The sequence below is a fragment of the Pantoea sp. SM3 genome, assembly GCF_000963995.1.
Lineage (GTDB): Bacteria > Pseudomonadota > Gammaproteobacteria > Enterobacterales > Enterobacteriaceae > Pantoea > Pantoea rwandensis_B.
The window spans coordinates 1-25394 of record NZ_JZRD01000036.1; the positions used below are offsets into that span (position 1 = coordinate 1).

Below are 25394 nucleotides of genomic sequence, written 5' to 3' on the forward strand. Positions count from 1 at the left end.
CAGAGTGCTCGTCACTTTTATCTTTGGCTTGACGCTTTACTTCACAGTTTGCTTGCCCGCACCTCAGCATGGGTGCGCTTAGTACTTCCAGCGATACTTCTCTAATTCAATCTCACCGGCATCACTGACTTCGATGCCTTCGGCTTCCAGCGCATCTCGCTGGCGGAAGAGATCGTCGCCTTGCAGAGAAATACGGCCATGGCGATTGATGACGCGAAACCATGGCAGTTTGCTGCCCTCGGGTAAGCGACGTAATACGCCGCCGACTTGTCTTGCGGCACGCGGTGAGCCGGCAAGCAGGGCGATATCGCCGTAGGTGGTGACTTTGCCTCTGGGGATCGCGGCAATGATTTGCCATACGCGCTCGGAGAAATTGCTTGTGTCGTTCATGCACGCACCTGATTCAGCGATTAAATGCCGACTTTAGCATGCCAGGAGGTGGAGAATCAGGGTTTTACTGGAGAGCTGTTCAAGAAAACAACGGTCACCCGGCCTGCGCTTGCAATTGCCAGGGGGTTACTTGATAATGCCTGCGCTCTCGAAAAAGAGCTCGTCAATGGGGGCCCTGTTGGTTCTCCCGCAACGCTAACTTGTGAACTCGGTCAGGTCCGGAAGGAAGCAGCCGCAGCAGGCGACGCGTGTGCCGGGATGTAGCTGGCAGGGCCTCCACCATTTCTACTCTCCGAAAAAATCCTCAAGAAATCAGTACACAGCGAAACGCTGGCACTCCTTTGCCTGTGAATCATTCCCTGAAGTGAAAAGAGGGCGTAACGATCAGCGGATAAAAATAGTTAGCGGACGAACTTCCAGACAGAAACCGGTACTTTATCGTAAAGCTTATTCATCGTCAGTTCTGCAAGGCGATGATCGGCAGCAGAATAAAATACCGCGAGCTCGTTGTCAGATAATTCGTACTTGTTCTTTTCAATCACCCGTTCAAGGGTATCAATTGAGCGACAACGACGCAGTCGCATCAAATAGTCTGTTTTGGTTAAGGCTTGGTTGCTCATAAATAAACCGGTCTCACTCTGATGCTAAAAGGAATGGCTGGGTTGTTGGAGAAAAGCGCACTCTTCGGCAAACAGATTAAATAAGCGTCTTGCTGAACGTTGCCACCGTTGAAGATCCTGAGTATTGATTCCATAACTGCTAAACAGCATAAAGGTATCGTCAAGATATTCATCGATTTGCGTAATCAGCGCTTCATCTTCAACGTGCTTAATTTTGTAGTTCATCGTGAAAGACGCGATATGCTCAATCAAATCGTTGAGCTGTAAATTGCTTTCCGCAGTAGGGTCATTCACCCAGCCGTGATGGCTGTCAGTCAGTGTCGCCATACTTTCGTCAAACAGGTTCTCACACAGGAATTTAAGCTGGGCAATATCATGCCGTTTTGGTGAGTATTCGTCCATCTTTTTCCCCTCCAGAGCTTGCACAGTGACCGCAGCGCGGCGAGATTTGGAAAAGCTATCAGGAAGCGATCACGAATATTAAGGATTCAGCGACTCCTTAAATATAATCCACATTCATTAGCTTTGCTCACCTCGATTACCAAATATTACAATTCGTCGGCTGGCGAGGGGCGGGTATTGTCTATCACTGAAAACACCAGTGCGCCCGGTACTATCTGGAACAAAACTTCTTCATGCTGGGTAGATGTTTCATTTAAATCCAGGCAAGGATTAAATAAATCCCACTTAAAATCGTAAAGCATTTTAAATCGATTGTTGTCGTGCGGTTGAATGGAAATAATCTTAAAACTGTCGGGAACTAATTGCGCGTTTTGAGAATACCACTGTAAATCACCTGCCAGGGCTTCGGCTATTTTGAGAATATTCCCCTGGATAATAGCCTGCAACTTCTCGCAATCGTCCTCATCCGCAGCAATATCACAATGAATAATAGACTGCATTTCGCTTCCGGTAAAAAATGAGGATGAATCTATCATTGGGGTTCTGGCCAAATATTGCAAGTTAACTCTGTGCAGAATACGTAATCGTTGCGATGGGATTTATCACTCAATCGATTCAGATCCAGTGATAGCCACAGAGGAAGCGCCGAATGGTTAACTTTTGAAACACTTTCTCCCGGGCATCGCGTCAGGGAAATCGGGTAGTATAATTGTTATGTTATAACGTATTTGGCCTCCCACCATGAATCACAGTGGTTTACTCCTTTCACTCAGCGGTCGCTTAATGGTCGCGCTGTTGCTTATCGCGTTCCTGGCGCTGGCTATCTATTGGGGAATGCAGAAATGATGCATTTCAATCGCTTGCAGGGCGGCTATCAGGGACAAGCGGTGACGCCGATAGTGACCGGAGAACTGGCGGCAGGCAGCATGACGGCATTAATCGGCGCGAACGGCACCGGAAAATCCACGCTACTGAAAACCATCGCCGGTCTGTTGCCACCTATTGCAGGGACTTGCGAATTAAAGATTTCGCCTAAGTCGCTTGGCTGGTTACCGCAGCGTAGTGAGTTAGAAACTCGTTTCCCGCTTACCGTTTATGAGCTGGTTGCTATGGGATGCTGGCCGCGCTGCGGCTGGTTTGGTGGCATCAATCGTGCGATGCGACAGGAGATCGATGCCGCACTGGATGCCGTGCAGATGCGTGATTTCGCCGATGCGCAGCCTTCTATGCTTTCCGGCGGCCAGTTGCAACGTGTGCTGTTTGCGCGCCTGATGCTGCAGCAAAGTAAAGTCTGGCTGCTGGATGAACCCTTTAATGGCATCGATACGCAAACCGTCACGCTGTTGATGTCAATCCTCGAGCAGCAGCAGCAGGCGGGCACCACCTTATTAGTGGTGTTGCACGATCGCCCACTGGTTGCGCGTTACTTCAAAGATGTGTTGTCGCTCGACGATGCTGACTCCGCTCAAACCCCACTGCTGCGCAGGGTGGCCTCGTGACATTGATTCAACCGTTTATCGAATTTGGTTTTATGCGCCGCGCGTTAGTGGCTTGTGTGGCATTAGCGCTGAGCGCCACGCCGCTGGGTGTTTTCCTTTCACTGCGTCGTATGAGTCTGGTGGGTGATGCGCTCTCCCACGCGGTGCTGCCTGGCGCGGCGATTGGCTATCTGGTTTCCGGCTTATCGCTGGTGGCGATGGGCATCGGCGGGCTGATTGCGGGATTAGCCGTTGCGCTGCTTTCTGGTGCCGTCAGTCGCTACACCCCCTTAAAAGAGGACGCCAGTTTCTCAGGCTTTTATCTCGGCTCGCTGGCGCTGGGCGTGACGCTGGTGTCATTGCGCGGATCGAGCGTCGATCTGCTGCACGTTCTGTTCGGTTCACTGCTGGCCGTCGATAACGCGGCCATCCTGCTAGTGGGCGGCATCGCGGCTTTCACTTTGCTGATGCTGGCAGTGATTTTCCGCCCGCTGGTGATCGATGCGTTCGATCCGGATTTCCTGCGTGCTCAAGGCAAGTGGAGCGCGCCGATCGTCCACGGCATCTTCCTGATGTTGGTCGTGCTGAATCTGGTTGCGGGTTTTCAGGTGCTCGGCACGTTGATGTCGGTGGGATTGATGATGTTACCGGCGACCAGCGCGCGTTTCTGGAGTCGCCATCTTGCCTGCATGCTCGGCATCGCCATGCTGCTAGCGATGATCGCCGCGCTGGTCGGTTTAATTCTTTCCTGGCACTTCTCACTGCCCGCTGGACCGGCGGTGGTGCTGAGTGCTGCCGTACTGTTTTTGCTTTCTGTTTTAACAGGACCGTGTGGCGGCCTGCTGCGCCGTCGATAACTATACAATTAGGGGATACGAATGAAGAAGTTACCGCTGAGCCTGGCGATTGGCGCCATGTTTATTAGCCCGCTGACTATGGCAAAAACGGTGGATGTCGTGGCGAGTTTCACCGTGCTGGCCGATATCGTTAAGCAAGTCGGAGGCGATCACGTTAACGTGAAATCGCTGGTGCAGCCTAACGGTGATCCCCACACCTTCGAACCCACGCCACAGGATAGCCAGGCGTTGGCTAAAGCCAATGTGGTATTTGTGAGTGGTTTGGGGATGGAAGGGTGGATGGATCGCCTGATCAGCGCCTCCGGTTATAAAGGCACGATTGTGGTCGCCTCCAACGGCGTCAACACGCGCAAAATGGAAGAAGACGGCAAAACCGTGACGGACCCACACGCGTGGAACAGCATGCACAACGGCGTGATTTATGCCACCAACGTGATGAATGCGCTGATTAAAGCCGATCCAGAAGATGCGGCGGATATCCGCAAGAGCGGTGAAAGCTATATTCAGCAGCTGGAGAAACTGGATAGCTGGGCGAAAACGGAGTTTGCTGCGGTGCCGAAGAGCAAGCGTAAAGTGCTGACCAGCCATGATGCCTTTGGTTACTTTGGCCAGCGTTATGGTGTGAGTTTCCTTGCGCCAGTCGGTTTCTCCACTGAAGCCGAAGCCAGTGCCAGCGATGTGGCATCGATTATCAAGCAGTTGAAAGCCGAGCACATCAAGACTTACTTCATGGAGAATCAGACCGATCCGCGTCTGGTGAAACAGATTGCCAGCGAAACCGGCGCACAGCCAGGTGGTGAACTCTATCCAGAAGCGTTGTCCGAGGCGAACGGACCTGCTGCGACTTATGTTGCTGCCTTCAAGCACAACGTCGATATTATGTTGCAGAGCATGAAGTAAAAAAAAAGGCCGGGGAGCATCCCGGCCAATTATCACGACACTTTCCTACCTTTTCTTTTTTCTTCCCTGAACCGCCTTAAAGCGCGGATTCGTTTTGCAGATCACGTAAATGCGACCTTTACGACGCACAACTTTGCAATCCTTGTGACGGGTCTTGGCAGACCGTAATGAACTTAAAACCTGCATGCGTGAACTCCTGATTAATTGCCGCGCGTCAGGAAGCTGCCGAAACGCTTGTTGAAGCGTGCGGCGCTGCCTTCTTTGGTGAGATCTTTTTGCTTGCCGGTGTAGTGGACGTGGGATTTAGACGAGACATCCAGCGTCACGTAAGGCAGCACTTCACCTTCAAACTCAATGGTGCGTTCGGTTTTAATGGTGGAACCGATTTTGAAATACTCATCGACAGAAGTGTCATGGAACACCACGGGACGGTATTGAGGATGGATATTGGCTTTCATAGCTGCACTCTCATGTAATGTTATAATATAACAATAGTATGAACCTGCAGCGAATTGATTGCAACCGCGATCGCAGTAAGGGTATTGAATGGTCGGGTGAAGGGCGGCGTTCAGGCAATAAAAAAGGCCGCTTGCGCGGCCTTTTCAACAGGTGACAACTTAGTGTTTGTGCTCGACCGGATGGCCTTGCTCAATCTCCGCTTTGTTTTTACCAAAGCGGCGACGTACCACCACAAAGAACACAGGCACGAAGAAGATCGCCAACGCGGTTGCAGTGACCATGCCGCCCATTACGCCGGTACCTACGGCGTTCTGTGCGCCGGAACCGGCACCGGTACTGATGGCCAGCGGCAGAACACCGAGGATAAAGGCCAGTGAGGTCATCAGAATTGGACGCAGACGCATACGTGCCGCTTCCAGTGTTGATTCCACCAAACCTTTCCCTTCCTTCTCCATCAAATCCTTGGCGAATTCAACGATCAGTATGGCGTTCTTCGCCGACAAGCCAATGGTTGTCAGCAGCCCCACCACGAAGTAGACGTCATTACTGAGCCCGCGCAGGGTGGTAAAGATCAATGCACCCACCACACCCAACGGAACGACCAGCATAACGGAGAACGGAATCGACCAGCTCTCGTACAACGCGGCCAGACACAGGAACACCACAATCAGCGAGATGGCGTACAGGGCAGGGGCCTGGTTACCGGACAGACGTTCCTGATAGGACATACCCGTCCAGTCGTAGCCGATACCCGCAGGCAGTTTGCCCGCCAGCTCTTCCATCAGGTTCATGGCATCACCGGAGCTCTTACCTGGAGCAGCCTGCCCCAGAATCTCCATTGAAGGTAAGCCGTTGTAACGTTCCAGACGCGGTGAACCATACTGCCATTTCGCCGAAGAGAAGGCCGAGAACGGAACCATGGTGCCTGAGCTGTTACGCACGAACCATTTACTGATGTCATCTGGCAACATACGTGAGTCAGCCTGGCCCATCACGTATACCTTCTTCACACGACCACGGTCGATGAAGTCATTGACGTAAGAGCCACCCCAGCCAGCGCCCAGCGTGGTGTTGATGTCAGACAATGACACACCCAGTGCCTGCGCTTTCTCCTGATCGATGATCAGTTTGTACTGCGGTGTATCTTCCATACCGTTTGGACGCACGCCCACCAGCGTATCCGGATGCTGGGCAATCATGCCAAACAGCTGGTTACGCGCGGCGGTCAACTTCTCGTGCCCCAGGTTACCCTGGTCAGTCAGCATGAAGTCGAAGCCGGTGGCGTTACCCAGTTCAATAATCGCTGGCAGGTTGAACGGGAAGACCATTGCATCTTTGATCTGACCCAACGCCTGCATCGCGCGTCCGGCAATCGCGGGCACTTTCAGGCTGGCATCGCCACGCTCATCCCACGGTTTCAGGCTGACGAAGGCAATACCGGTGTTCTGACCACGTCCCGCAAAGCCAAAGCCGTTAACAGTAAATACGGAGTTAACGCTGTCTTTTTCTTTGTTCAGGAAGTAATCCGTCACCTGGTCCAGCACTTTCTGCGTACGTTCCTGGGTTGCACCGGCTGGCAACTGCGCCTGCGCCAGTAACAGACCCTGATCCTCTTCCGGCAGGAAGGAGGTGGGCAGTTTCAGGAACAGATACGCCATACCGACCACGATCACCAGGTAGATCACCAGATAACGACCGGTGCTACGCACGATGTGACCAACGCTATCGACGTAGTGGTTGGTGCTCTTGTCGAACAGACGGTTGAACCAGCCAAAGAAGCCGGTGGTTTTACCGTGCTCGCCTTTCTTGATCGGTTTCAGCATGGTGGCACAGAGTGCCGGCGTCAGAATCAACGCCACCAACACTGACAGCGCCATCGCGGAAACGATGGTGATCGAGAACTGACGATAGATAACCCCGGTAGAGCCGCCGAAGAAGGCCATCGGAATAAATACCGCAGACAGCACCAAGGCAATACCGACCAGCGCGCCCTGAATCTGTTCCATCGAACGTTTCGTCGCTTCTTTTGGCGGTAAACCTTCTTCCGCCATCACACGCTCAACGTTCTCCACCACCACGATGGCGTCATCCACCAGCAGGCCGATGGCGAGCACCATACCGAACATCGTTAACGTGTTTATCGAGTAACCGAATGCACTGATGATGGCAAAGGTACCCAACAGCACGACCGGAACAGCGATGGTTGGAATCAAGGTCGCGCGGAAGTTCTGCAGGAACAGATACATCACCAGGAACACCAGCACGATCGCTTCAAACAGCGTTTTCACCACTTCAAAGATCGAGATCTTAACGAACGGCGTGGTGTCGTACGGGTAAACGGTTTTCATGCCTGACGGGAAGAACGGCTGCAGTTTGGCCAGCTCATCTTTCACCGCTTTGGCGGTATCCAGCGCATTCGCACCGGTTGCCAGTTTCACACCGATACCCGAAGCCGGTTTGCCGTTGTAGCGGGCGATGATCTCGTAGTTTTCACCACCGAGTTCAATCTTCGCCACGTCACGCAAGCGCACCTGTGAGCCGTCCTGGTTCACTTTCAGCATGATATTGCCGAACTCTTCGGTATTGGTCAGACGGGTTTGCGCAATGATCGAGGCGTTCAACTGCTGGCCAGGGACGGGCGGTGTGCCACCCAACTGACCGGCGGCGACCTGGGTGTTCTGGGTGCCCAACGCACTGATCACATCCACCGGCGTCAGTTGGTAGTTGTTCAGTTTGTGTGGGTCCAGCCAGATGCGCATCGCGTACTGCGCACCAAACACCTGAGTATCACCGACGCCAGGCGTACGGCTGATCGGGTCTTTGATGTTGGAAGCAACATAGTCAGAGATATCATTCTGCGTCATGCTGCCGTCATCACTGACAAAGCCCGCTACCATCAGGAAGCTGCTGGAGGATTTTTTAACCTGAATACCTTGTTGCTGAACTTCCTGCGGCAGTAGCGGCATCGCCAGCTGCAACTTGTTCTGTACCTGTACCTGCGCGATATCAGCGTTAGTACCGGACTGGAAGGTCAGCGTCAGGGTCAGGGTACCGGACGAGTCACTGCTCGAGGCCATGTACATCAGGCCATCGATGCCGTTCATGTTTTGTTCGATAACCTGGGTTACCGAATCCTGCAGCGTTTTCGCATCAGCACCCGGATAAGTTGCCTGGATTTCAACGGCCGGCGGCGCAACATTGGGATATTGCTCAATCGGCAAACTGATAATCGCAAGGGTACCCGCCAGCATAATGATGATGGCAAGCACCCAGGCAAAAATGGGGCGATCGATAAAGAACTTAGCCATGTATCAGTGGCTCCTGTTTAGGACGATGCTTTAGCAGACTGTGATTCCGGTGCTGCTTTGGCATCATCTTTGACTTCTTGTGGTGTCACCTGCGCACCTGGCTTGGCACGCTGAAGACCGGCGGTGATCACGCGATCGCCCTCTTTCAGGCCATCCGTTACCAGCCATTTGTCGCCAAATGCCTGATTAGCGGTGATGTTACGGACTTCCACTTTATTATCTGCGCCAACCACCATCGCGGTTGCCTGACCGGTTGGGGTACGGGTTACGCCCTGTTGCGGTACCAGCAATGCGGTTGGATTGGTCCCCTCATCCAGACGCGCACGCACAAACATGCCTGGCAGCAGGCGGTGGTCCGGGTTCGGGAAGATGGCGCGCAGCGTTATAGAGCCGGTGGTTTCATCCACAGTCACATCAGAGAATTCCAATGTGCCTGTCTGCGTGTATGCGTTACCGTTTTGCATTAACAGCGTGACGTTGGCTTTGCCGTCATTCTGTTTCAGCTGACCGGATTCCAGTTCTGCGCGCAAACGCAGGAAATCATCACTGGACTGGGTGACATCGACATACATTGGATCGAGCTGTTGCACGGTCGCCAGTGCAGTGGTTTGACCGCTGGAGACCAGAGCACCTTCAGTGACTGACGATTTACCAATGCGGCCGCTGATCGGCGAAGTGACTTTGGTATAAGCCAGATTGATGCGTGCGGTTTCCACGTTGGCTTGCGCCGCCTGAACCGCAGCAGCCGTCTGCGCAGCGGTAGCCGCAGCGGTGTCATAGTCCTGCTGACTGATGTACTTGGTACCCAGCAGCGGCTTATAACGCTTGATGGTTAACTGCGCGACGTGTGCATTGGCTTGCGCCTGTGCTAAATCGCCTTTGGCGCTATCATAAGCCGCCTGGTAAGTGGCCGGATCGATCTGATACAGGGAAACGCCTGCTTTGATATCCGTACCTTCCTCAAAATTACGCTTCAGAATAATACCTGACACCTGAGGGCGCACTTCTGCCACGCGAAATGCCGAAGTACGACCTGGCAATTCGGTGGTAATTTTCAAAGGCTCGTTTTTTAACGTCACAACACCCACTTCTGGGGGCTGCTGCTGGGCGGCTTGCTGGGATTTATTATCATCACATCCTGTTAACACAAAGCTGCCTGAAAGCATCAGGACGGCCGCCAGAGGCGCTAATCCTCTGTTTTTATTCATAAATAAACCTCTAGTGTCCGATATCAAATGATCAATGGATCACAAACCGATAAACCCATTGCTGCGTTAAAACACGGGTCGTGCTATGGTACATACATTCACAAATGTATGTAAACTTGCCAGTTTGTAAAAAAAGTCCTCTATGGCACGAAAAACCAAAGCGCAAGCACTTGAAACGCGGAACCAAATTCTGGATGCCGCTTTAGCACACTTCTCTGAACACGGTGTGGCTGCCACATCCCTGGCAGATATCGCAACAGCGGCCGGCGTAACGCGCGGTGCTATCTACTGGCATTTCAAAAATAAAGCCGATGTTCTGCATGAAATCTGGCTTCGGTGTGACGCTGGGCTTGACGATGTGGAACTTGAGTATCAGACAAAATACCCGGGTGATCCACTTTCTGTTATTCGTTCAATGTTGATCTATATCCTTGACGCCACTGCAAAGGATCCTCAAAGACGCGCACTAATGGAGATTATCTTCCATAAATGTGAATTCGTTGGCGAAATGTCGACATTACAGGATATGCGTCAAAGTTTACTGCTTGAGTGTTACGACCGAATTGAATTGGTGCTACGTGAGTGTATCGAAGTCGGGCAGTTACCTGCGAGATTGAACACGTTGCAGTCGGCGCGTCTGATGTGCGGTTATATCAACGGCATGATGGAAAACTGGTTGTTTAATCCGCAGGCGTTTGATCTGGCAGCGGAGGCGCCGCAACTGGTCGATGCATTTTTGGATATGCTGCGGCTGAGTCCGACCTTGTCTGGGGCGCGCTAATCGGTGCCTTCTGCTGCCTGTTTCTGCTGATAATCGCGTTGGACAATCGCCAGCGCGGCTAACACGGTTGCGGTCGGCACCTGGTTCTCTTCCAGCAGTTGAATCAAATCCACTGCCAGTTTGATCTCATCGGATGCAGTTTCCAGTGACATGATCTCTCCTTGTTAAATACGTAATTTTGCCGCCACCAGCAACATCAAAATTGAGCCCAGCAGTGCCACTCCAAAGCCAGCGGGATGCAACGTCGCTAAATCACCCGTCGTAAAATAGGTGGCGATGTAACCCCCAATTAACGCACCAATCACCGCCAGAACCAGCGTTGGAACAAACCCACCCGGCCGACCGGGAAAAACCATGCGCTTGATGCAGCCAGCCACCACGCCAATCGCTATCCACATAATAAGAGTCATGATTTTCCTCCTTCATTCGTAGGGGAGTATATACCCTAAATAAATTCAGGTGCAGGCAAGTGGCAAGGGAATGAACCCGCAGGCGCTGACTCAGGTAAGAAATGGGGGATTGAGCGCAGCTAACGCACCGGCCATGTGAAGTATGAGGGAAGTGGGCGGTGATTACCGTGCCGGGCCTGACATTTCCAGTTTGTGCATCGCATGGCGACAGCGTGCCAGCCGCTCATGCAGCACTTCGATATCACGGATCAACTGCTGCTGCACGCTGAGGGTTTCGGCGCGCGCCAGATGTTGCTCACGTTGTTCGATCATCGCCAGCAAGCGCGTTTCATAGCCCTGATACTCTTCGCGCTTCGACTGGCGCGGATCAACGCGAGGACGCTCACGCTGGGTGCGCAGTTGCTGGCTCTGACATTCGCGTTGCAGGGCGGCAATCTGATCCAGCACTTTCTCTGCCAGCCACTGACGGCGCATGACGTCGGTGTCAGCGGCGCTGAGCTGGGTTAAATTCTGTTCCAGCTCAGCGAGATAATCAGCGAGCCGCGTGCCTTTGCAACGGAACAGTTGGGCGTCAAAACGGGGCTGTCGGCAGGCACCATCGCGTTGCTGCGAGATTTGCTGTCGTAACTGATCGACAAGGGCGAGCAGGCGTTGATGTGCGGGCGGTTGGGGCATCACTCTGATTCCGACTGTGTTAACGTAGCGCAGTTCCGATTTTATCAGGCATCAGGCATGCAACGAATTTTTCTTCTGTGTCTTGGCTGGCTGGCGATTGTGCTGGGCACGCTGGGCATTGTATTACCTTTATTACCGACCACGCCATTTGTGTTGCTGGCCGCCTGGTGTTTTGCCCGTTCGTCACCGCGTTTTCACCACTGGCTGCTGTGGCGCTCGCCGTTTGGCCGCTACATTCGCCACTGGCAGCAACATCGCGCCATGCCGCCCGGCGCCAAAGGCCGTGCCATGTTGCTGATTGTCATCACCTTTGCCGTCTCTCTCTATCTGGTTAACATGCTATGGGTGCGCATCATGCTGGGCATCATGTTGTGCGTGCTGCTGCTATTTATGTGGCGCATTCCGGTGGTGGCAGAAAAGGATGACAGCGGCGATTAAGCGCGGCAGGGTTGCATTTAGCCGGGTATTTGCATAGATTTGGGCATCTTCGTGCGTGGCTTCCCTTTTAAACGTCTTCGCTTAACCCGGTTTCCGGGTATTGGCGCTGTCGGATGCTGCGCGTATTAGATATTTTTCCAGGCGTAACACTTATGACCGCAACTGCTCAGCAGCTTGAACTCATCAAAAACAGCATCAAAAGCATCCCTGACTACCCTAAGCCGGGCATCCTGTTCCGTGACGTCACCAGCTTAATGGAAGATCCGCAGGCGTATGCCGCGTCGATTGCCATTCTGGTTGAGCGCTATCGTGACAAAGGCATCACCAAAGTGGTGGGTACGGAAGCGCGTGGCTTCCTGTTTGGTGCACCTGTGGCGCTGGGTCTGGGCGTAGGCTTTGTCCCGGTGCGCAAACCCGGCAAGCTGCCGCGTGAAACCTACAGCGAGAGCTATGAGCTGGAGTACGGTTCTGATGCGCTGGAGCTGCACAAAGATGCCATCAAGCCAGGCGATGTGGTGCTGGTGGTGGACGATCTGCTGGCCACCGGCGGAACGCTGGAAGCCACAGTGAAACTGATCCGCCGTGCCGGTGGTGAAGTGAAAGATGCTGCGTTTGTGATCAACCTGTTTGATCTGAGCGGTGAAGCGCGCCTTAAGGCGATCGGCATTGACTGCTACAGCCTCGTGAATTTCCCCGGCCACTAAGGCCTGTGCGCCGCAGGCAATAGCCATCGCGGCGCATTTCATTACGCATCCCTGCCGCCGTGCCCTTGTATCAATGCTCGATAAATCGTTCCGCCATTGCAAGTGCGCGATTAAAATTCAGCACCTGCAACGTGAAGTATGTCGGGTATAGGCATATCCTGTTGTGGCTGTTAGACTACTGCCCATATACACAGGGTTTGCGAAGCTGCATTTTTCCCCTTTTTCTTGTGGCGGAACCCGGTTCACTTAGCCGCACCGCTGTGCCAACTCAATAAAATCCAGTGATTGAATCCACATGAGCTATCAGGTACTTGCGCGAAAATGGCGTCCCCAGGCTTTCGCTGACGTAGTCGGTCAGGAACATGTGCTGACCGCGCTGGCCAACGGGTTGTCACTGGGACGAATCCATCATGCTTATCTCTTTTCCGGTACGCGCGGCGTAGGGAAAACCTCGATCGCCCGTTTGCTGGCGAAAGGCCTCAACTGCGAAACCGGCATCACCTCTACGCCTTGTGGTCAGTGTGATAACTGCCGTGAAATTGAGCAGGGACGCTTTGTCGATCTGATCGAGATTGATGCCGCGTCACGGACTAAAGTCGAAGACACGCGCGATTTGCTGGATAACGTGCAATACGCTCCGGCGCGCGGTCGCTTCAAGGTTTACCTGATCGATGAAGTGCACATGCTCTCGCGTCACAGCTTCAATGCGCTGTTGAAAACGCTGGAAGAGCCGCCTTCGCACGTCAAATTTCTGCTGGCAACCACCGATCCGCAAAAACTGCCGGTGACCATTCTGTCGCGTTGCCTGCAGTTCCATCTTAAAGCGCTCGACGTCGAACAAATCCAGCAGCAGCTGGTGCATATATTGCAGCAGGAGCAGATTGCCGCCGAGCCGCGAGCGCTGCATCTGCTGGCGCGCGCCGCTGACGGCAGTATGCGTGATGCGCTAAGCCTCACTGACCAGGCGATTGCCATGGGGCAGGGCAGCGTGACGCGTGAAACCGTGGCGCAAATGCTGGGTACACTGGATGACGAACAGCCGCTGGCGCTGATTGAAGCGCTGGTGGAGGGGCAGGGTGAACAGGTGATGGCGCTGCTGAATCAGGCGGCATCACGCGGTGTCGAGTGGGAAGCGCTGTTGGTCGAAATGCTGCGTTTACTGCATCGCGTGGCGATGGTGCAACTGTTGCCGGCTTCGCTGGGTGAGGACGATGTGAATCAGGCGCAGCGCCTGCGCGATTTGGCACGCGTGTTACCGCCCGCCGATGTACAGCTCTATTACCAAACTTTGTTGATGGGACGTAAAGATCTGCCGCTGGCACCGGATCGTCGCCTCGGCGTCGAGATGACGCTGCTGCGCGCGCTGGCGTTCCATCCACAGGCGACCATCGCTGAGCCGGTTGCCAGGCCCAGTCTGATTCCGCAGGCGGCACCGCAAGCGTCTGCTGCATCTGCAGGCGCTGCTGCGCCGGCCTCTTCCGCTCAGGTTACTGCGTCAGCAACGCCAGTGACTTCAGCCAACGCTGCCGCGACAGCAACACCAGCGGGTTCAGCTCACGCCGCCTCCTCTTCGGCCTCTCGCCCCACTTCTGCAGCCCAGCCGCAAATGGCGCCGCCGATGCAGGACGCACCGCCGATGGCCGATGATTACGCTGATATGCAACCGGCGCCCGAACATTTGTCTGACTCCACCAGCCAGCTGTTACAGGCGCGAACGCAGTTACTGCGTCAGGGAGCCGGCAAAGCAAAAAAGAGTGAGCCGGCAGCGCGTCCCGCGCGGCCGGCGAACCCGGCGCTGGAACGTCTTGCCAGTGTCACCGAGCGCGTGCAACAGCGCGCATCGGAACCCGCGGTAAAAGCGCCCGCGAAGCCAGAAGCCTATCGCTGGAAAGCCCAGCAAACGGTTGAGGTAAAAGCGGAGCCCATCGCAACGCCAAAAGCCTTGCGTTCCGCTCTGGAGCATGAGAAAACGCCTGAGCTGGCGCTTCGTCTGGCCGAAGAGGCCCAGCAGCGCGATGCGTGGGCCGCCGAAATAGCCGCACTGACGTTGCCAAAACTGGTGCAGCAGGTGGCGTTAAACGCGTGGAAAGAGGTGGGCGAGAACGCCGTCACGCTGCATTTGCGCAGCAGTCAGCGTCACCTGAATTCAGCGTCGGCAAAACAGGCGCTGACGGAAGCGCTCAGTCAGGCAGCCGGACAAACGGTTGAACTGACCATCGTTGAAGACGATAATCCTGCGGTGTTGACGCCACTGGAATGGCGTCAGGCCATTTATGAAGAGAAACTGGTGCAGGCGCGCCAGTCGATTGAAAGCGATACTCACATTCAGACATTGCGTCGATTCTTCGATGCCGATCTGGATGAAGAGAGTATTCGACCCGTTTGAACACCCGCTGTCGCGCGTGAGTGGCGCGCAGCCCCAGCAGAGAGAGAAGACTATGTTTGGTAAAGGCGGATTGGGCAACCTGATGAAACAGGCCCAGCAGATGCAAGACAAAATGGCCAAAGTTCAGGAAGAGATTGCCGCGCTGGAAGTGACCGGTGAATCAGGCGCTGGCCTGGTCAAAGTCACCATCAACGGTGCACATAACTGCCGCCGTGTTGAAGTCGATCCAAGCTTGCTGGAAGACGACAAAGACATGCTGGAAGATCTGATCGCGGCAGCCTTCAACGATGCAGCACGTCGTATCGATGAAACGCAGAAAGAGAAAATGGCTTCTGTGTCTTCTGGTATGCAGCTGCCACCTGGCTTCAAGATGCCGTTCTGATGCAAACCAGTCCACTGCTTGAATCTTTGATGGAGTCGCTGCGCTGCCTGCCGGGCGTGGGCCCGAAATCGGCGCAGCGCATGGCTTTTCAGCTGTTACAGCGCGATCGTAGCGGTGGTATGCGTCTGGCGCAGGCTTTGACCCGCGCGATGTCGGAAATCGGCCACTGTGCCGATTGCCGCACCTTCACCGAGCAGGAAATTTGCACCATCTGCGCCAATCCGCGCCGTCAACAAAACGGCCAGATTTGCGTAGTGGAAAGTCCTGCCGATATCCACGCCATTGAGCAAACCGGCCAGTTTGGCGGCCGCTACTTTGTGCTGATGGGCCACTTGTCACCGCTGGATGGCATCGGCCCGCAGGATATCGGTCTGGATCGGTTAGAGCAGCGCCTGGAGCGTGAAACGCTGACCGAAGTGATCCTCGCCACCAACCCGACGGTGGAAGGTGAAGCCACGGCCAACTACATCGCTGAACTGTGCGGGCAATATGGCGTCGATGCCAGCCGCATCGCGCACGGTGTACCGGTCGGCGGTGAGCTGGAAATGGTCGATGGCACCACGCTGTCGCACTCACTTGCCGGACGCCACAAGATTAAATTCTAATCACTTGCCGATGTCTTCACCGACATCGGCTTGAAATCCTCAGCATCATCCCCATTTCTCTCTCAACCTATGATCAACCCCCATTTAGTTGAGGTAGCAATGACCATGAAAGGACAAGAGACGCGTGGCTTCCAGTCAGAGGTAAAACAACTTCTGCACCTGATGATTCACTCTCTCTATTCAAACAAAGAGATTTTCCTGCGTGAGCTGATCTCCAACGCCTCTGATGCCGCTGACAAACTGCGTTTCCGCGCACTGTCCACGCCGGATCTGTATGAAGGCGATGGCGACCTGCGCGTGCGTATCTCGGTCGATAAGGACAATCGTACGCTGACCTTGAGCGACAACGGTATCGGTATGCGTCGCGACGAAGTGATTGAGAACCTCGGCACTATCGCGAAATCCGGCACCAAATCCTTCCTCGAGTCCATGGGTTCTGACCAGGCAAAAGACAGCCAACTGATCGGTCAGTTTGGTGTGGGGTTCTACTCAGCGTTCATCGTTGCCGATAAAGTCACCGTGCGCACTCGCGCGGCCGGCGCTAAGGCCGACGAAGCGGTGTTCTGGGAATCCGCAGGCGAGGGTGAATACACCCTCGCCGAAATCGAGAAAGCCGATCGCGGTACCGAGATCACGCTGCACTTCCGCGAAGGCGAAGATGATTTCCTCGACGCGTGGCGTGTACGCAACGTCATCAGCAAATACTCCGATCACATTGCGCTGCCGGTTGAGATTGAAACCAAAGACGAAGAGAGCGATACCACCAGCTGGGAGAAGATCAACAAAGCCCAGGCACTGTGGACGCGCAACAAGTCTGAAATCAGCGACGACGAGTACAACGAGTTCTACAAACACATCGCCCATGATTACAGCGATCCGGCGATCTGGAGCCACAACCGTGTGGAAGGTAAGCAGGAGTACACCAGCTTGCTGTATATCCCGCAGCGTGCGCCCTTCGACATGTTCAACCGCGACAGCAAACACGGCCTGAAACTGTATGTGCAGCGCGTGTTCATCATGGACGACGCCGAGCAGTTCATGCCGAACTACCTGCGCTTCGTACGTGGCCTGATAGACTCCAACGATCTGCCACTGAACGTCTCGCGTGAAATCCTGCAGGACAGCCGTGTGACCCAGAGCCTGCGTGCCGCGCTGACCAAGCGTAGCCTGCAGATGCTGGAAAAACTGGCGAAGGACGACGCGGAGAAATATCAGCAGTTCTGGAAAGAGTTTGGTCTGGTCCTGAAAGAAGGCCCGGCGGAAGATAACGCCAATCAGCAGGCGATTGCTAAGCTGTTGCGCTTTGCCACCACCCAGAGTGAAGGCGCTGAGCAGACCATTTCGCTGGACGATTACCTGAGCCGTATGGTGGAAGGGCAGGATAAGATTTACTACATCACTGCTGACAGCTATGCCGCCGCGAAGAGCAGCCCGCATCTGGAACTGTTCCGCAAAAAAGGTATCGAGGTGCTGCTGCTGTCCGATCGTATCGACGAGTGGATGATGAGCTACCTGACCGAGTTCGACGGCAAAACCTTCCAGTCAGTGAGCAAAGCGGATGAGTCGCTGAGTAAGCTGGCGGATGAAGAAACGGAAGAGCAGAAGGAAGCGGAAAAAGCGCTGGAGCCGTTTGTTGAGCGCGTGAAAACGCTGCTGGGCGAGCGTGTGAAAGAGGTGCGTCTGACCCATCGTCTGACCGACACCCCAGCGATTGTCACCACCGATGCGAACGAAATGACCACGCAGATGGCGAAACTGTTTGCTGCTGCGGGCCAGGACGTTCCGGATGTGAAGTACATCTTCGAAATCAATCCGGAGCATACGCTGGTGAAACGCGTGGCGAATACCCACGACGAAGCGCACTTTGCTGAATGGGTTGAGCTGCTGCTGGATCAGGCGCTGCTGGCTGAGCGCGGCACGCTGGACGATCCCAACCAGTTTATCCGTCGTATGAACCAGTTGCTGACGGCGTAAGCCATTCAGCGCCCGCGCCGATTGGCATTGAGACCGGCGGTAGGGTTGGCAGGAGACAAAAAAGGTCGGCATTGAATGCCGACCTTTCTTTTAATGCAGCGCCTGATCGCGCAGCCAATCCCGGAACAACGTAATCTCCGCATCATGCTGACGTGACATTTTCGTCATCATCCAGGTGGCGCGGTCCACACGCACAAATCCCAATGGGGCGATCAGCGTACCGTCGCTCAACTCCTGCCTGACCAGTAAACGCGGAGCCATGATCACGCCCAGGCCGTTTCTCGCCGCCTGAATGCCAAGGGTAAGGTTATCGAAATGCTTACCGACCCAGTAATTTCCGCGCGCACCGCTGGTTTTTGCCCACTCAGCCCAGGCATGCAGCCGCGTGTCGGCATGCAGCAGCGGCAATGACGCTAAATCCTGCTCATTGTGAAAACGCGCGGCATACTGAGGCGCGCATAGTGGGCCGATGTAGTCATCGCTGATCAGCGTGGCATCAATATCCTCATCCGGTGACTGCTCATAGCTGAGAATCAGCACATCGGTGTGTTCACTGCGCAACTGGTCGATCTCCACCAGCGGCTGAAACTGCACTTCAATATCGGGATAGCGTTGATAAAAACTGCTAATACGTGGAATCAGCCATTGCGAGAGAAAACTGGGCGCGCAAGAGACGCTGAGGTGATGACGCATGCCGGTGCGAATGCTTTCGCAGGTGGTGGAGAGTTCGCTAAACGCCTTCTGACAACTCACCAGCAAGCGCTCGCCGTGTGAGGTTAATTTGACGCGTCCATTGGTGCGGACGAATAAGGGCTTTCCCATCCAGCTTTCCAGCTGTCGAATCTGATGGCTAATGGCGCTGTGAGTCACATGAAGACGCTCGGCCGCCACGCTAAAACTGCTATGCAGTGCTGCCTGATGAAAATAGTGCAGTGCACGTAACGACGGAAGCGCGGTCATACTCATCCCCTGTGTAAAAACCTAACAGGGATTGTCAGTTTATATCATTTTAATGTCCAGCCGCATTGGCCTAACCTTTCCCCCAGATTATGGCGGGTTGACGGATGGCGTTGTCTGTGTTTAACGCGGCTAATGTTCCCCCCTCAATCTGCGACACACACAGCATCTTTATAATTAGAGAAATCTTACGCGATGGATCATCAACATGCTTCTGCCAGGGCGGCGGCAGCGCGCGATCGACTTCGCGGCTTGCTATCACGTCACTATCGGCTGGAAAATTACGACCTCTTCTTTGCACCTTCTTTGCATATTTCGCGGGTGCTGCTCTCACAGCTGTTTTTACGTCAGGAACAGGCGCGCAATCAAACGCGTTACGCTTCGCAATATCCGGTCAGTGAACTGAGTGTGTTACCCGCGGTGCCGATGATGGCCGGTAACATTGCACTGGTTGAGCATGTCGACATGCAGCAGGGGCGGGTGCGCCCGCTGGCAGAGTGTCAAAGTCAGGGCGTGACCGACGCTTCGGAATCCTTTGCCACCCTGTTGCATAAACGATTAATCAGCGATGCGCGATTGTTTGTGGCGCGGCTCGATCGTCATGCGGCGTTAAGCAGTGACCTGGTGTTGATTGCGTTGAAAACCTGCGATTTCAGCACGCTGGTGCGCAGTGAATTGCGCTTATTTGAGCAGGGACTGGCGTTTGGGACGTCGCTGGAGCAAACCTTAAAAATAATGGAAAACAGCGACTGGCGACCGTTTAATATCGCTAGCGTGGATAATATTACGCTTGATGCCCCGGTTCAGCTGCAATCGATTCAGCAGCACGGCTTACCGTTCGCCCTGTTCCCGCTGCCAGTCAGTTTTACCTTACGCGACGTGCCGCAGGATATGCATCTGCTTTCCGCTCACCATCGTTTACGCCTGCATGCCAACGTGCGCGGTAGCGTGAACAAAAATCAAAACGTCACGCCAATACTGAAAAGACGTCTGAAAGAGGTGTTAAACGTTAGCCGTGATTCTTAAAAACGGGCACTCTGCTGGTGTTCTGCGCTAAAGCCAGTCAAAGTAAAGCTTTCACCGGAAGCGCGCCCGTTTCCTTGTGGTGCGCGGGTCATAATGGTATGTTCTTGGCCTTCTCAGATTGATCAATGCGATTCGCAAGGGGAATTACGCAATGCGTATTATTCTGCTCGGGGCACCGGGCGCAGGTAAAGGCACTCAGGCTCAATTCATCATGGAGAAATACGGTATTCCGCAAATCTCCACTGGTGATATGTTGCGTGCGGCAGTTAAAGCAGGCACCGAACTGGGCCAACAGGCGAAAGCCATCATGGATGCCGGTAAACTGGTAACAGACGAACTGGTGATTGCGCTGGTGAAAGAGCGTATCGCGCAGGAAGACTGCAAAAACGGTTTCCTGCTCGATGGCTTCCCGCGCACTATCCCACAAGCTGACGCCATGAAAGACGCGGGCATCAATGTGGACTTCGTGCTGGAGTTTGCCGTACCGGATGAACTGATTGTGGATCGTATTGTTGGCCGTCGCGTGCATGCGCCGTCTGGCCGCGTGTATCACGTCACCTACAATCCGCCAAAAGTGGACGGTAAAGATGACGTGACCGGCGAAGAGCTGACCACGCGTAAAGACGATCAGGAAGAAACCGTGCGTAAGCGTCTGGTGGAATACCATCAGCTGACTGCACCGCTGATTGCTTACTACAGCAAAGAAGCGGAAGCCGGTAACACCCAGTATCACAAGATCGACGGCACCCGTAAGGTAGCTGAAGTGAGCACGCAACTGGCCGGCATTCTCGGTTAACCCGTCCTACTTCAATGTGCAGGGGCGTTAGCTGCTCTCGTTCACCCGATTCACTGACTTGAGTCAGCGCATCGGGATGATGAACCTCCTCAAGGAGGTTTACCCTGCGGGCCAGCACAAGCGCTGTTCAAATCGACAAGTCGATTTGTCTCTCGTTTGCCGCCTTCCTGCCATTTGAATTATTTAGGGTTGTGCTATTAAGGGCCGGTTGTCCGGCCCTTTTGCAGCAATTGCTTTCCCCTCCCACGATTTCCGCTACAATTTCCCCCTGATTTTGATCCATTCGTTTTGACATCAAGGAAATACCAATGAGGCAAGAAAAGCCTGGGGTTTTGCTGGTCAACTTAGGCACACCCGATGCGCCTACAACACCTGCCGTTAAGCGCTATCTGAAACAGTTCCTTGGCGACCCGCGCGTGGTGGATACACCGCGTTGGTTATGGTGGCCGATTCTCAATTTCGCCATTTTGCCGTTCCGTTCGCCGCGCGTGTCGAAGCTGTACGCCTCGGTGTGGATGAAAGAAGGCTCTCCGCTGATGGTGTTCAGCAAGCAGCAGCGCGATGCGCTGGCGCAGCGCGTGGATATGCCGGTTGAGCTGGGCATGAGCTACGGCCAGCCGAGCCTCGACGGGGCGGTACAGCGTTTGCTGGATCAGGGTGTCACCAAACTGATTGTGCTGCCGCTCTACCCGCAGTTCTCGTGCTCAACGGTCGCCGCCGTGTGGGATGGATTATCCGCCAGCTTCAAACCGTTGCGCTCCTTGCCGGAAGTCGCTTTTATCCGCGATTATGCTGAGCATCCGGCTTATATTGCGGCTCTGAAAGCCTCCGTTGAGCGTTCATTTGCGCAGCATGGCGAACCGGATCTGCTGGTGCTCTCCTATCATGGCATCCCGCAGCGTTTTGCCGACGAAGGTGATGATTATCCGCAGCGCTGCAAAGACACCACCGAGGCGCTGGCTGCCGCGTTGGGCATCGCGCCGCACAAAATCATGATGACCTTCCAGTCACGCTTTGGTCGCGAGCCGTGGTTGACGCCGTACACCGACGAAACCATGCAAGGTTTACCGGCCAAAGGCATCAAGCATGTGCAGGTGATGAGCCCTGGCTTCTCCGCTGACTGTCTGGAAACCCTGGAAGAGATCAGCGAGCAGAACTGTGAGTTCTTCCTGCACGCCGGTGGCGAGAAGTTTGAATACATTCCGGCGCTCAACGCCGATGACGAGCACATCGAGATGATGGTTCAGCTGGTCAACGCACGCCGATAAAGTGCTGGCAGAGAGTGTGATATCATTCTCTGCCAGATTTCCCTTACGGCAGCCACGATGAAATTTCCCGGCAAACGCAAATCCAAACACTATTTTCCCGTTAACGCGCGCGATCCGCTGCTGCAGGCAACCCAGCAGGAGCAGGAAGAGGGCAGTTGGGTGGTGGGTATCGACCAGACGCTGGTGGATATTGAAGCCAAAGTTGATGATGACTTTCTGCAACGCTACGGGCTGAGCGCCGGTCACTCGCTGGTGATCGACGATGCCACCGCAGAGGCCCTGTATAACGAGCTGATGCATGATGCGCTGATCAGCCATCAATTTGCCGGCGGCACCATCGGTAATACCCTGCACAACTACTCCGTGCTGGCCGATGACCGTTCAGTATTGCTCGGCGTGATGTGCAACAACATCCAGATTGGCGGTTATGCCTATCGTTATTTGTGCAACACCTCCAGCCGTATGGATCTCAACTTCCTGCAGGGCGTTGATGGTGCGATTGGTCGCTGCTTCACCCTGATTGGTGAGCAGGGTGAACGCACCTTTGCCATCAGCCCAGGCTTGATGAACCAACTGCAGGCTGACAGCATTCCGGAAGAGGTCATTGCCGGGGCGTCGGCGTTGGTGCTGACTTCCTATCTGGTGCGCTGCCAACCCGGTGAACCGATGCCGGAAGCCACGCTGCGTGCCATCGACTACGCGAAAAAACATAACGTGCCGGTGGTGTTGACGTTAGGCACTAAATACGTGATTCAGGACGATCCGCAGTTCTGGCGTGATTTCCTGCGCGATCATGTGTCGATCGTGGCGATGAACGAAGAAGAGGCCTTTGCGCTGACGGGTGAGCAGGATCCGCTGCTGGCCTCGAATATTGCGCTCGACTGGGTGGACCTGGTGCTGTGCACCGCCGGTCCCACCGGTTTGTACATGGCTGGCTTCACGGAAGAGGCGTTCAAGCGCAAAACCAATCATCCGCTGCTGCCGGGCGCGATAGCCGAATTCAACCAATACGAGTTCAGCCGCGCTATGCGCCATCAGGATTGCCAGCAGCCGCTGCGCATTTTCTCGCACATCGCGCCTTATATGGGCGGCCCTGAGAAGATCATGAACACCAACGGTGCAGGCGATGGTGCTTTAGCCGCGCTGCTGCATGATATCACCGCCAATAATTTCCACCGTCAGAAAGTACCGAACTCCAGCAAACACGCACGCGGTTATCTCACCTATTCGTCGCTAGCGCAGGTGTGTAAGTATGCCAACCGGGTGAGTTATCAGGTGCTGAATCAGCATTCACCGCGTCTGATGCGCGGGCTGCCTGAGCGGGAAGACAGTTTAGAGGAGTCGTACTGGGACAGGTAAGCGTAAACCGATGATGCGCATCCGTTCCGCTATGCCTGCGAAATCGATGCGCAAAGTTGGGAGGATTGGTGCGCATCCGTTCCTCTATGCCTGCGAAATCTATGCGCAAAGTTGGGCAGATTGATGCGCATTTGTTCAGCTATGACTGCTAAATCGATGCGCTAACTGATTGATAGATCTCAATTCCGTAGGGTCGCCATTAATGGCGACCTGGCCCATCACCGCACGTCGTTAAATCGGGCACTCCCGCACAATTGGGTTCTGCGCGATCTCTTCCTGCAGGACATTCAGCATGCTGTTGGCGATCTCACGCTCGCCCATCACCACGCGATTCGCACCGCGCTCCATGATGTAATTCACTTCATCGTCGTAATGCGCGCGGGCAATAATTTCGATATCCGGGCGCTTTTCACGCGCGGCAGTGACAATCTCACCGGCCTCGTAACCGTTTGGAATGGTCAGCAGCAGCCAGCGAGCGCAATCAAGACGGGCTAATTCCATGGTATCAACGCGTGCCGCATTACCCAGCACCGCTTTGATCCCTTGCTCACGCAGCGCTTCGACGCGCGGACGGGAATTTTCCACCACCACCAGCGGCACATCGGCCTCCATCAGCTGCTGACCCAGCAAGCTGCCGACGCGGCCATAGCCAACGATCACCGCGTGATTGCAGATATCCAGCGGAATCTGCTTCTCTTCTTCAATCGCTTCTTCCAGCGTCTGCTCTTCGATGGTTTCGGTCTTATCGAGGTAGCGCTCAAGCAGAGTAAACAGAATCGGGTTGAGCATGATGGAGAGGATCGCCGCCGCCAGCACCAGATTGCGTCCTTCATCACTTAGCATGCCGAGTGAAATGCCCAAACCGGCAAGGATAAAGGCGAACTCACCAATCTGCGCCAGGCTCACCGAAATGGTCATGGCGGTACGGCGTGAGTGGCCGAGCAGCGTCACCAGCAGCCAGGCGGCGATGGATTTGCCCAATACGATGATCGCCAGTGCGCCTAACACCGCCAGCGGCTGCTCAATCAAAATCATTGGGTCAAACAGCATGCCGACCGAGACAAAGAACAGTACGGCGAAGGCATCGCGCAGCGGGAGAGTATCGTGAGCGGCGCGGTGGCTGAGTTCGGATTCGTTAAGCACCATACCGGCAAAGAAGGCGCCGAGTGCGAAGGAGACATCGAAGAATTCAACCGCACCGAAAGCGATACCCAGCGCCAGGGCCAGTACGGATAAGGTGAACAGTTCGCGCGATCCGGTTGCGGCACTTTTTGCCAGAATCCACGGCACGACCCGACGGCCCACCACCATCATCAGCACCATAAAGGCGACGACTTTGCCGATGGTCAGCATCAGGTCCCAGAACAGTAGAGAGGGGCTGGCGTTGCCTTCTTCCAGCATGCCGGCAATGGCGGGCAGCAGTACCAGCGTCAGGACCATCACAAGATCTTCAACAATCAGCCAGCCGATGGCAATCTGCCCCCGCTGACTATCAATCAGTTGACGCTCTTCCAGCGCGCGCAGTAACACCACGGTACTGGCGGTGGAAAGACAGAGGCCAAACACCAGACCGGTCATCCACGACCAGCCCATCGCCCACGACAGCCCCATTCCCAGCAGCGTGGCCACCGCGATTTGCGCGATGGCGCCGGGAATGGCGATCGACTTTACCGACATCAAATCCTTCAGCGAGAAGTGCAAACCCACGCCAAACATCAGCAGGATAACGCCGAGCTCTGCTAACTCAGGTGCGAGATTGGTATCAGCGACAAAGCCAGGGGTAAAGGGACCGGCGAGCACGCCAGCAAGCAGATAACCGACCAACGGGGAGATTCGCAGGCGGTTGGCAATCATACCCAGGAGAAAGGCGAGGACCAGGCCCCCGACAATGGTGGTGATCAACGGTGTGGTGTGATGCATGCCTGTCTCCTTGTATGCAAATGTATCCGCTTGTAACAACCTAGTGTAATGCACATTCGCTAACCACGTTTAAACATTTGAGCGGTGAAAA

The 25394-nt window shown here is 54.6% G+C and carries 27 protein-coding genes, 1 other RNA gene and 1 other annotated feature; of the genes, 15 read left to right on the forward strand and 13 right to left on the reverse strand.

Translation table 11 applies throughout. The annotated features are described in order from the left end of the window. Window positions 1-78 precede the first annotated feature (78 nt). On the reverse strand, window positions 79-390 hold the full coding sequence (locus VI01_RS19405) for an MGMT family protein (protein WP_038648530.1): 312 nt from the start codon (window positions 388-390) through the stop codon (window positions 79-81). Window positions 391-566: 176 nt separating this feature from the next. On the opposite strand from VI01_RS19405, the gene ffs reads away from it, so the two are divergent. Beyond that, window positions 567-663: signal recognition particle sRNA small type (ffs, locus tag VI01_RS25045), an RNA gene on the forward strand. Window positions 664-791: 128 nt separating this feature from the next. On the opposite strand, the gene VI01_RS19415 is transcribed toward ffs, so the two are convergent. From VI01_RS19415 to VI01_RS19425, 3 genes are all read right to left on the reverse strand, one after another. Further along, window positions 792-1010, reverse strand: a complete 219-nt coding sequence (locus VI01_RS19415; RefSeq protein WP_034828137.1) for an HHA domain-containing protein — start codon at window positions 1008-1010, stop codon at window positions 792-794. A gap of 24 nt (window positions 1011-1034) precedes the next feature. Then, the gene (gene tomB / locus VI01_RS19420) at window positions 1035-1412 is read right to left on the reverse strand and encodes an Hha toxicity modulator TomB (RefSeq protein WP_034828139.1); all 378 of its coding nucleotides are present in this window, start codon (window positions 1410-1412) and stop codon (window positions 1035-1037) included. A gap of 146 nt (window positions 1413-1558) precedes the next feature. After that, a complete protein-coding gene (locus VI01_RS19425) occupies window positions 1559-1912 on the reverse strand; it encodes a hypothetical protein (protein WP_045816333.1) in 354 nt (117 codons plus the stop codon). A 342-nt stretch (window positions 1913-2254) separates the two neighbouring features. Here VI01_RS19425 and VI01_RS19430 point away from each other — a divergent pair, with 342 nt between their 5' ends. From VI01_RS19430 to VI01_RS19440, 3 genes are read left to right on the forward strand one after another with little or no spacing between them, the layout of a single operon-like run. Next, window positions 2255-2911 (forward strand): metal ABC transporter ATP-binding protein, encoded by a 657-nt coding sequence (locus VI01_RS19430; protein WP_045816334.1) that lies wholly within the window; start codon window positions 2255-2257, stop codon window positions 2909-2911. Further along, window positions 2908-3747 carry a metal ABC transporter permease gene (locus tag VI01_RS19435; RefSeq protein ID WP_045816335.1) on the forward strand — a complete coding sequence of 280 codons (840 nt, stop codon included), beginning with the start codon at window positions 2908-2910 and terminating at the stop codon, window positions 3745-3747. The genes VI01_RS19430 and VI01_RS19435 overlap by 4 nt, the downstream gene beginning before the upstream one ends. A gap of 21 nt (window positions 3748-3768) precedes the next feature. Further along, the gene (locus tag VI01_RS19440) at window positions 3769-4647 is read left to right on the forward strand and encodes a metal ABC transporter substrate-binding protein (RefSeq protein WP_045816336.1); all 879 of its coding nucleotides are present in this window, start codon (window positions 3769-3771) and stop codon (window positions 4645-4647) included. A 45-nt stretch (window positions 4648-4692) separates the two neighbouring features. Here VI01_RS19440 and ykgO read toward each other — a convergent pair whose 3' ends face one another. The 4 genes from ykgO to VI01_RS19455 all read right to left on the reverse strand — a co-directional run bounded on the left by ykgO (window position 4693) and on the right by VI01_RS19455 (window position 9622). Beyond that, window positions 4693-4833 (reverse strand): type B 50S ribosomal protein L36, encoded by a 141-nt coding sequence (gene ykgO, locus VI01_RS25050; protein WP_008103894.1) that lies wholly within the window; start codon window positions 4831-4833, stop codon window positions 4693-4695. Window positions 4834-4847: 14 nt separating this feature from the next. After that, window positions 4848-5105: a type B 50S ribosomal protein L31 gene (locus VI01_RS19445; protein WP_038648520.1), complete on the reverse strand. Its 258-nt coding sequence runs from the start codon at window positions 5103-5105 to the stop codon at window positions 4848-4850. Window positions 5106-5264: 159 nt separating this feature from the next. Further along, complete coding sequence (locus VI01_RS19450; RefSeq protein WP_038648518.1) at window positions 5265-8414, reverse strand: multidrug efflux RND transporter permease subunit AcrB; 3150 nt, start codon at window positions 8412-8414, stop codon at window positions 5265-5267. A gap of 17 nt (window positions 8415-8431) precedes the next feature. Continuing rightward, window positions 8432-9622, reverse strand: a complete 1191-nt coding sequence (locus VI01_RS19455) for an efflux RND transporter periplasmic adaptor subunit (RefSeq protein ID WP_045816337.1) — start codon at window positions 9620-9622, stop codon at window positions 8432-8434. Window positions 9623-9764: 142 nt separating this feature from the next. Between VI01_RS19455 and acrR the strand changes: the two genes are divergently transcribed. After that, a complete protein-coding gene (gene acrR / locus VI01_RS19460; protein ID WP_045816338.1) occupies window positions 9765-10403 on the forward strand; it encodes a multidrug efflux transporter transcriptional repressor AcrR in 639 nt (212 codons plus the stop codon). On the opposite strand, the gene rsmS is transcribed toward acrR, so the two are convergent. From rsmS to priC, 3 genes are all read right to left on the reverse strand, one after another. Then, complete coding sequence (gene rsmS / locus VI01_RS25055) at window positions 10400-10555, reverse strand: pleiotropic regulatory protein RsmS (RefSeq protein WP_071845628.1); 156 nt, start codon at window positions 10553-10555, stop codon at window positions 10400-10402. The genes acrR and rsmS overlap by 4 nt on opposite strands. A 12-nt stretch (window positions 10556-10567) precedes the next feature. Next, window positions 10568-10813, reverse strand: coding sequence for a GlsB/YeaQ/YmgE family stress response membrane protein (locus tag VI01_RS19465; RefSeq protein WP_034828157.1), 246 nt, complete (start codon window positions 10811-10813; stop codon window positions 10568-10570). A 162-nt stretch (window positions 10814-10975) separates the two neighbouring features. Next, complete coding sequence (gene priC / locus VI01_RS19470) at window positions 10976-11488, reverse strand: primosomal replication protein PriC (protein WP_045816339.1); 513 nt, start codon at window positions 11486-11488, stop codon at window positions 10976-10978. A gap of 57 nt (window positions 11489-11545) precedes the next feature. Between priC and VI01_RS19475 the strand changes: the two genes are divergently transcribed. The 6 genes from VI01_RS19475 (at window position 11546) to htpG (ending at window position 17977) form a co-directional block, all read left to right on the forward strand. Beyond that, window positions 11546-11926 carry a DUF454 family protein gene (locus VI01_RS19475; protein ID WP_045816340.1) on the forward strand — a complete coding sequence of 127 codons (381 nt, stop codon included), beginning with the start codon at window positions 11546-11548 and terminating at the stop codon, window positions 11924-11926. A gap of 152 nt (window positions 11927-12078) precedes the next feature. After that, window positions 12079-12630 (forward strand): adenine phosphoribosyltransferase, encoded by a 552-nt coding sequence (gene apt, locus VI01_RS19480; protein ID WP_038648506.1) that lies wholly within the window; start codon window positions 12079-12081, stop codon window positions 12628-12630. A gap of 295 nt (window positions 12631-12925) precedes the next feature. Continuing rightward, a complete protein-coding gene (gene dnaX / locus VI01_RS19485; RefSeq protein WP_045816341.1) occupies window positions 12926-15016 on the forward strand; it encodes a DNA polymerase III subunit gamma/tau in 2091 nt (696 codons plus the stop codon). Further along, window positions 14358-14419: a sequence feature (DnaX frameshifting element), on the forward strand. Its footprint overlaps the gene before it by 62 nt. A 52-nt stretch (window positions 15017-15068) precedes the next feature. After that, window positions 15069-15398 carry a YbaB/EbfC family nucleoid-associated protein gene (locus VI01_RS19490; protein WP_031377860.1) on the forward strand — a complete coding sequence of 110 codons (330 nt, stop codon included), beginning with the start codon at window positions 15069-15071 and terminating at the stop codon, window positions 15396-15398. Beyond that, window positions 15398-16003 carry a recombination mediator RecR gene (gene recR / locus VI01_RS19495; protein WP_007886897.1) on the forward strand — a complete coding sequence of 202 codons (606 nt, stop codon included), beginning with the start codon at window positions 15398-15400 and terminating at the stop codon, window positions 16001-16003. The genes VI01_RS19490 and recR overlap by 1 nt, the downstream gene beginning before the upstream one ends. Window positions 16004-16102: 99 nt before the next feature. Further along, entirely contained in the window at window positions 16103-17977 is a 1875-nt protein-coding gene (htpG, locus tag VI01_RS19500; RefSeq protein ID WP_045816342.1) for a molecular chaperone HtpG, read from the forward strand. A 90-nt stretch (window positions 17978-18067) separates the two neighbouring features. On the opposite strand, the gene VI01_RS19505 is transcribed toward htpG, so the two are convergent. Next, window positions 18068-18937 carry a LysR substrate-binding domain-containing protein gene (locus tag VI01_RS19505; protein WP_038648497.1) on the reverse strand — a complete coding sequence of 290 codons (870 nt, stop codon included), beginning with the start codon at window positions 18935-18937 and terminating at the stop codon, window positions 18068-18070. 192 nt (window positions 18938-19129) lie between these two features. On the opposite strand from VI01_RS19505, the gene VI01_RS19510 reads away from it, so the two are divergent. The 4 genes from VI01_RS19510 to VI01_RS19525 all read left to right on the forward strand — a co-directional run bounded on the left by VI01_RS19510 (window position 19130) and on the right by VI01_RS19525 (window position 23383). After that, entirely contained in the window at window positions 19130-19960 is an 831-nt protein-coding gene (locus VI01_RS19510) for a DUF6024 family protein (protein WP_045816343.1), read from the forward strand. A gap of 151 nt (window positions 19961-20111) precedes the next feature. After that, the gene (gene adk / locus VI01_RS19515; RefSeq protein ID WP_045816344.1) at window positions 20112-20756 is read left to right on the forward strand and encodes an adenylate kinase; all 645 of its coding nucleotides are present in this window, start codon (window positions 20112-20114) and stop codon (window positions 20754-20756) included. A gap of 308 nt (window positions 20757-21064) precedes the next feature. Continuing rightward, window positions 21065-22024, forward strand: coding sequence for a ferrochelatase (gene hemH / locus VI01_RS19520; protein ID WP_034828187.1), 960 nt, complete (start codon window positions 21065-21067; stop codon window positions 22022-22024). A 57-nt stretch (window positions 22025-22081) separates the two neighbouring features. After that, window positions 22082-23383, forward strand: coding sequence for an inosine/guanosine kinase (locus VI01_RS19525; RefSeq protein WP_038648490.1), 1302 nt, complete (start codon window positions 22082-22084; stop codon window positions 23381-23383). Window positions 23384-23614: 231 nt separating this feature from the next. Here VI01_RS19525 and ybaL read toward each other — a convergent pair whose 3' ends face one another. After that, window positions 23615-25303: a YbaL family putative K(+) efflux transporter gene (ybaL, locus tag VI01_RS19530; protein WP_038648489.1), complete on the reverse strand. Its 1689-nt coding sequence runs from the start codon at window positions 25301-25303 to the stop codon at window positions 23615-23617. Window positions 25304-25394 lie beyond the last annotated feature (91 nt).